The organism is Anaerolineae bacterium, assembly GCA_014360855.1.
In the GTDB taxonomy this organism is placed as follows: domain Bacteria; phylum Chloroflexota; class Anaerolineae; order JACIWP01; family JACIWP01; genus JACIWP01.
This window is the reverse complement of record JACIWP010000180.1, coordinates 1-6,754: the sequence shown is the minus strand read 5'-3', so window position 1 is coordinate 6,754 and position 6,754 is coordinate 1. Positions and strand designations below refer to the sequence as shown.

The following is a 6,754-nucleotide window of genomic DNA, read 5'->3' as shown; positions in this document are numbered from 1 at the left end:
CAGTGTCCCCCTTTCTCCTCTTCCTCTTTGACAAATTTCTCGTACGCATCGGGGCCCATCAGATTCCCCAGTTCGGACAGGTCCGACGGGGTAAACTTGATCAGCCAACCCTCCCCATACGGGTCCTGGTTGATCAGCTCCGGCGCGCTGGACAGCTGTTCGTTGACCTCCAGGACCTCGCCGCTGAGGGGCATGTAGACATCAGAAGCGGCCTTGACCGACTCCACGGTAGCGAAGACCTCGCCCAGTTTGAAGGAATCGCCCTCTTCTGGCAGTTCGACGTAGACGATGTCGCTGAGCTGGTCCTGGGCGTAATCGGTCAGGCCGGCCCAGGCCTCATTCCCCTCCACGCGCACCCACTCGTGGGACTTGGTGTAGTAGCAGTTGGGATCGATTTTGATAGCCATCGCACGCTCTCCTTTTTCTTGAGTGTGTTAGTGAATGTACGCAATATCACCGCGCCGGCATCAGGCGCTGATGCCCGTCTCTGGAACCACCTTCTCCAGGTCCTCCTTCTCCGGGAAGCGCGGCAGGATGATGGCGGTGAAGGGCAGGAGGGTGGAATCGCCCGGGACGAATTCCGGCTTCTGCTTCTCGGGCTCCGGCTTCTCCGGCAGGACGAAGATGCCGATCTGGCTCCCCTCTTTGGCCGCCTTGCGCTCCACATACGCCAGGCCGACCAGGTAGCCCTCATAGTCAATGGCGCAGGAAGTCACATAGCCGATACAGCGCCCGCGGGCATTGACCACCGGATCGCCGAGCTTCGGAACCTTGACGCCCTTCTGGGTCATGCGGAAGCGGATGATCTGCATGGTGCTTTCCTTCATCTTGGCGATGATGGCCTTGCGCCCGATGAAGAAGGGCTTGTGGAACTTGACGTAGGAGCCAAAGCCGGCCTCATGCGGGGTGATGTGATAGGGGCCGGCGATCTCATGGCCGTAGAGCGGCAGGCCGGCTTCGGTGCGGGTGGAGTCGCGCGCTGCCAGGCCGGCCGGCTTCACGCCCAGGTCTTTGCCGGCGTCCAGGATGGCGTTCCACAGCTTGGGCGCCTCATCGGGATGCACGAAGATCTCAAACCCGACATCCTCACCGGTGTAGCCAGTGCGGGCGATGACCAGGTCCAGGCCGGCACAGCGGGCATCCATCAGCTCGGTGCGCGGCAGACGCGCCAGGCCGCGCCGCGTTTTCTCATCGTCCGCCAGCCGCATCAGGATCTCGCGGGAGGCCGGCCCCTGCAGGGCGATATCCACCTTCTGCTCCGTGCCGTTGGCCGGGTCCTTCAGATTCTTCAGCGTCACATCGCCCTCGAAGGTCATGCCCGGATTATCCCGATCGATGATGACCTTGCCCTGCAGGACCGCGTTCAGCCAGTCCCAATCCTTGTCGGCATTGGCGGCGTTGACCACCATGAGGAAGTTGTGCGGGCCGCGCCGGTAGATCATGATGTCGTCAATGGCCTCGCCGTCCGGGTCCAGCAGGTAGGAATACTGCGACTGGCCATCCTCCAGCCAGCGGACATAGTTGGTGGACACCAGGTCGAGGAAGGCCTCGGCGTCGCGGCCGGTAATGCCCAGCACGCCCATCTGGGAGACATCGTACAGCGCCGCTGTCTCGCGCGTGGCGCGGTGCTCATCGCTGACACCCGTGTACCAGACCGGCATCTCCCAGCCGGCAAAGGGGATGATGCGCTTCGTGAGCTTGAGATGCTCCTGGTACAGGCAGGTGCGCTTGAGCGGGACATCCTGCGGTTCCTGCCAGCTCCATTCGACCTTGCCGCCGGCAGAGGCGTGGGCGCCAGCGGAGAGCAGGGCCGCCTGGCCGATAAAGTACGACTTGCGCAGGTCAAACATGGCGGGATATTTCTCGAACGCCTCCTTGGCGCGCGCCGGGTTCCCGAGCTGGAGGGGATTGTCCTGGCCGGCGATGGCGCTCAGGAAGGCATCGGCCTCCTTCTCCAGTTCCGGATGCGAGACCCAGTCCGCCACCACGACCGGCCCCTCGACCTTGCGGAAGATGTCATCGTTGTCGAAGAGGATGTAGCCGTCGGCCAGACCCCGCAGCCAGGCGGTGATGCGGCCGGCGCGATCGGCGTGCACCGCCATCAGGTAGTGCACCTGCCGGCGGGCATCCTCGCCTTTGTACTGCACGAAGACATCGTCCATCACCAGGCCATCTTTGTCCAGGAGGAAGCCGCGGCGCACCTCGCCGACCTGCATGCCGGCCAGGTTGGCCGTGCACACCTGCTGGACGAAGGGTTCCGCCCGCTCGCCCCAGATGCCGAGCACCTCGCGCCCGTTGCGGCGCACCCGCGGCTCGTTCATGAAGAAGTAGTGCGGATAGGAGGAGCGGCGCGCTTCGGTATCGGCCGGCATGGATTCCGCCAGCTTCGCCACCTGCTCTTTGACCTCTTCCAGCACATCCAGCGAGATCTTGCCGCGCGGCAGGGTTCCGATGAGGCCCTCGTAGGTGAACGGATCGATGTTGGTGATGATCTTGTGGATAGCATCGGCGATGATGTCCATCTCCGCCGGCCCCATGCCCCGCTGGGACACCCAAGGAGTGCCCAGGCGCACGCCGCGAGCCAGTGCAGTCTGCTCGTCGCCCGGCACGGTATTCTTATTAGCGATCAGGCCGGCCAGCTCCATCACCCGCACCACAATCTCGCCGTACAGCGGATACCCGTGCTTGCCCTTGATAGGGCGCAGGTCCACCATCAGCAGATGGGTGTCGGTACCGCCGTACACCAGGTTCAGGCCGCGCTTCTTCAGCGATTCGCCCAGCGCCTGCGCGTTCTCCACGATGCGCCGCATGAGGTCCTTAAATGCGGGAGTGGTGGCAATCTTGAAGGCGACCGCCATGGCGGCGAACTTATTCGTGTGCGGGCCGCCCTGCGCGCCCGGGAAGACCGACATGTCAATGGCGGCGCCCAGGTCCTTGTCCGTGGTCATGATCACGGCGCCGCGCGGGCCGCAGATGGTCTTATGGGTGGTGAAGGTGATGACGTGGGCGTATTCGATGGGGTTGGGGTAATAGCCGGCGGCGCACAGGCCGGCGGGATGCGAGATATCCGCCATCAGATAGGCGCCGACCGCATCGGCAATCTCGCGGAACTTCTTCCAATCGGGCGCCCAGGGGTAGGAGGTGTAGCCGGCGATGATGACCTTGGGGCGATGGGTCTTGGCCAGCTCCATAATCTCGTCATAGTCCAGCTTCTCAGTGCGCTTGCTGACGCCGTACGAGACCACCCGATAGCGCTTGCCGGAGAAGTTGAACTCCGAGCCGTGGGTCAGATGGCCACCCTGGAACAGGTCCATGCCCATCAGCACATCGCCCGGCTGCATCAGAGTCTCGAGCACCGCCAGGTTGGCGGCCGCGCCGGAGAGGGCCTGGACGTTGACATGAATCTGGTCCGCCGGCACCGCATCGGTGGCGAACAGGTGCGCCGCCCGCCGCTGGGCCAAGCACTCGATAAAGTTCACGTAATCGGCGCCCTTATAGAAGCGGCGGTCCGCATAGCGGCGGTAATTGGCCAGCTCCCAATCGAAATCGAGCAGGACATCCTCATCGTCCTTGCTCATGCGGGTGGGCGGATACCCCTCGGCATAAATGTTGTTGAACACGGAACCGAGGGCGGTGCGCACCGGCTTGGGAGCGATGCTCTCCGAGGGGATGAGGATGATGCGGCGCTTCTGACGCTCTTCTTCTAATTCGATAATGCGATGGATGTCGGGGTCCACCTTGGCCAAATCGGCACCAAAATAGAGGCTTGCGTAATCCTTATCTGGCATGAGGAACCTCCTTCCCTGAACTGATGTGTATTGTATCTGAGCCGCGAGGGAACGTCAAATTACCCTCGACAGACCATACCACCGGTATACTTCCTGTCTGCGAACAATATATTTCCGCGGCGCCGGCCACTGCCCCTATCCCCACCGAATATGATAGCCCCGGTCCACATCCGGCCCAACGCGCCAGGCAGTCTCGACCAAGGCATATAACCCGCCGTTCAACAGCATGGGGCCGCCCAATACGAGCGGGGGCTTTCCTTCGAGGGCCGCGGTGGTCAGTTCGCGAAGGAGCGGATGGCCCACCTCCTCCGGCCGGCCCAAGTCAGAGGCCAGGAAATCCTCCGACGTGGGATAGGGGGACAGGCCGGCGAGGAACTGACGCGTGTCAATGATGACGACGTCGGCCATGCCGGCCAACCACTCGCGCCAGCGCGCCAACCCCACCTGGCGGTACAGCTCGGCGGCCAGGCCGGCGTGCCGGCCGTGCCCATCGGCATACACCCGCACCCGGCAGGCCACCTCATCCTCCAGATAGCGCCAGGTGTGGGGTGCGATCGGCCCGATGACCGCCACTTCGGCATCGCGGTCGGTGAAGGCACGCAGGAGGGCTGTGAAATTCATTATATATGGCCGCTGGGATTCGACGATCAGCAGGAGTTCCGCTGGACAGTCCGCATGCAGTCCGGCGGCCACCAGGTCCGCGCCGTCCTCCACGGCGAAACAGGTGCCGGCGCTGCGCGGGACGTTCTCATCGTCGAGCGCTGTGAAATCAGCGAGAGGGAGGGATAATCGGGCATTGGGATGCCGGCGCAGTAGCTCAGCCAGATCGAGAAGACGCTGGGCGTTCAGCAGCGCGCCGGCGCCCGGCCGGAGAAGCAGGAGCGAGGCGTGAGCCGGCTCCAGGGAAGGATCGGCCGGCTCCAGGACGAAAGTGCCCGTCTCCCGCGCCAGGGCTTCCACATGCCGGCGCACTATCTCCTGCGCCTGGCGCAGAACGGCCGGCTGGCCGGCTGTATTGGCCGGCCCGGCCGCATGCAGGCGGAGCAGGGTATCCACTCGGGTCTTCCCCCCAATTCTCTCAGCGTGCATAGGAGTTCGCGCCGCTCCAGAATAACAAAAAAGGAACAGGCTAAGGTCCCACCTGTTCCCCTCTGTCTGCTGACCTGAGAGATTGCCGCATTTACCTTGGAATGCGGTTGCCCCTTCGGTGCGGCCCGGGAAAGTGGGCCGGCTCTCCAGAGTGCTGTCCCGGCATGATCCTTTTGCCTGAGAGTTTGCCCAGGTGTCCGGTACCCCTTCGGCGGCCGCGGCCGGCACCTTCTCCGCCGCGGCTCTCTCTCATGCCGTTCATCCAGCAGTATATGTGCTTGTTGCAAGCGGCGCATAGTGTACCACAAAGGGGCCAGATTGTCAACGCGGCAACTTGTCACCCGCCCAGCAGAGGACTATAATGAAAATGATCAAACATTATCCTGAGGGGTGCATGTCCTGGCGCATCACATGGGCGATCCTGCGTAAGGAACTACTGCACATTTGGAGAGATGGACAGACCTGGGTGCTGGTGGTGTTCACGCCGGCCATCCTCCTGGTCATGTTCGCCTACCTTTTCGCCTTCGATGTGGAGCGCTTCGACCTCTATCTGTGGGACCAGGATAACTCGCCGGCCTCCCGCCAGTATGTCCGCGCCCTGACATCCGACGGCGTCATTCACCTGCAACGGACCCTGCAGAACTGGGACGAGATCCATACCGTCCTGGTACGCGAGCGCCCGGATGCCGTGCTGATCATCCCGCCGCGCTTTGGCGACCTGCTCCAGAGCGGTCAGACGCCGGCCGTCCAGGTGCTGGTGGACGGCAGTGACCCCACCACCGCCGGCCAGGTGCTGGCGGACATCTCCGCCCGTACCGCCGCCTATTCTCAGCAAATTGCCCTGCGGATGATGGACAGTCCTTCCATCGCCGGCGGCCTGTTCGAAGTTCGCGACATCGCCTGGTACAACCGCACCCTCAAATCGCTCTTCAGCATGGTGCCCGGGCTGTTGGCGGTGGTGCTGATCATGCCGGCCTTCAGCGCCGCCCAGGCCCTGGCCAAGGAAAAGGAATTGGGCACCCTCGAGACGCTCCTTTCCACCCCGGTGCGCCGCGCCGAGCTGATCATCGGCAAGGGCTTGCCCTATCTCCTCACCGGCCTGATCGGGGTCCTGCTGACAGCCGCGGTGGCGGTGCTGTGGTTCCGCGTGCCCTTCCGCGGTAACTTCGCCCTGTTCCTCCTGCTCGGCCTGGACTTCCTCTTCGCCAGCAACTTCCTGGGCCTCATGCTGGCCAATTTCACCGAGAGCCAGCAGGCCGTCATGATCGCCATGTTCATTATATTTTTCCTGCCGAGCTTTTTCCTGTCGGGCCTGATCCATCCGGTGGAGACCGCCGGCCTGGGCGCCCGCATCGAGAGTGCCGTCCTGCCGGCAACCTATTTCGTCGCTATCTCGCGCGGCATCTTCCTGAAGGGCATCGGGATGGAACATCTGTGGAAATATGCCCTGGGCCTGCTGGCGCTGGGCGCCGGCGCACTGGCCCTGGCCATCCTGAGCTTCAAGAATCGGCTGGCCTGATATGTTCTACCGCATCCTGACCCTGGTACATAAAGAGCTGATCCACTTCCGGCGCGACCGCCTGCTGACGCCGTTCATTATCTTTGGCCCGATCTTCCAGTTGTTCATGCTGGCATCCGCCACCGGCTCCGAAATGCGCAACCTGCCCGTCGGCATCCTGGACCTCGACCACAGCGCCATGAGCCGCGCCGTCGTGCAGGCCTTCTCCAACGCCTCCCAGCTTCGCGTGCGGGCGGACCTGCAGTCCATCGAGCAGGCGATCTACTTGATGGACGATAATCAGCTCGACATGGTGGTGGTCATTCCACAGGGATTCGCCGGCGACGTCCTCTCCCTGCACCGCCGGCCAGCGCTCCAG

General features: G+C 63.3%; 5 protein-coding genes and 1 riboswitch. Of the genes, 2 read left to right on the top strand and 3 right to left on the bottom strand.

The window, feature by feature from the left end:
• The 3 genes from gcvH to H5T60_10200 all read right to left on the bottom strand — a co-directional run.
• Positions 1-407, bottom strand: a 407-nt coding sequence (gcvH, locus tag H5T60_10210; GenBank protein ID MBC7242803.1) for a glycine cleavage system protein GcvH, incomplete at its 3' end; no start/stop codon positions are given.
• Positions 408-467: 60 nt separating this feature from the next.
• Positions 468-3,788: a glycine cleavage system aminomethyltransferase GcvT gene (gene gcvT, locus H5T60_10205; GenBank protein MBC7242802.1), complete on the bottom strand. Its 3,321-nt coding sequence runs from the start codon at positions 3,786-3,788 to the stop codon at positions 468-470.
• A 135-nt stretch (positions 3,789-3,923) separates the two neighbouring features.
• On the bottom strand, positions 3,924-4,844 hold the full coding sequence (locus H5T60_10200; protein MBC7242801.1) for a hypothetical protein: 921 nt from the start codon (positions 4,842-4,844) through the stop codon (positions 3,924-3,926).
• A gap of 85 nt (positions 4,845-4,929) precedes the next feature.
• A riboswitch (glycine riboswitch) is annotated at positions 4,930-5,037 on the bottom strand.
• A 234-nt stretch (positions 5,038-5,271) separates the two neighbouring features.
• Between H5T60_10200 and H5T60_10195 the strand changes: the two genes are divergently transcribed.
• The gene (locus tag H5T60_10195) at positions 5,272-6,396 is read left to right on the top strand and encodes an ABC transporter permease (protein ID MBC7242800.1); all 1,125 of its coding nucleotides are present in this window, start codon (positions 5,272-5,274) and stop codon (positions 6,394-6,396) included.
• A gap of 1 nt (position 6,397) precedes the next feature.
• The coding region (locus H5T60_10190; protein ID MBC7242799.1) for an ABC transporter permease at positions 6,398-6,754 on the top strand (357 nt) is incomplete at its 3' end.

Excerpts from the sequence above, each read along its gene's own strand:
- gcvT (MBC7242802.1), bottom strand. The coding sequence starts at position 3,788 with ATGCCAGATAAGGATTACGCAAGCCTCTATTTTGGTGCCGATTTGGCC.
- H5T60_10195 (MBC7242800.1), top strand. The coding sequence starts at position 5,272 with ATGTCCTGGCGCATCACATGGGCGATCCTGCGTAAGGAACTACTGCAC.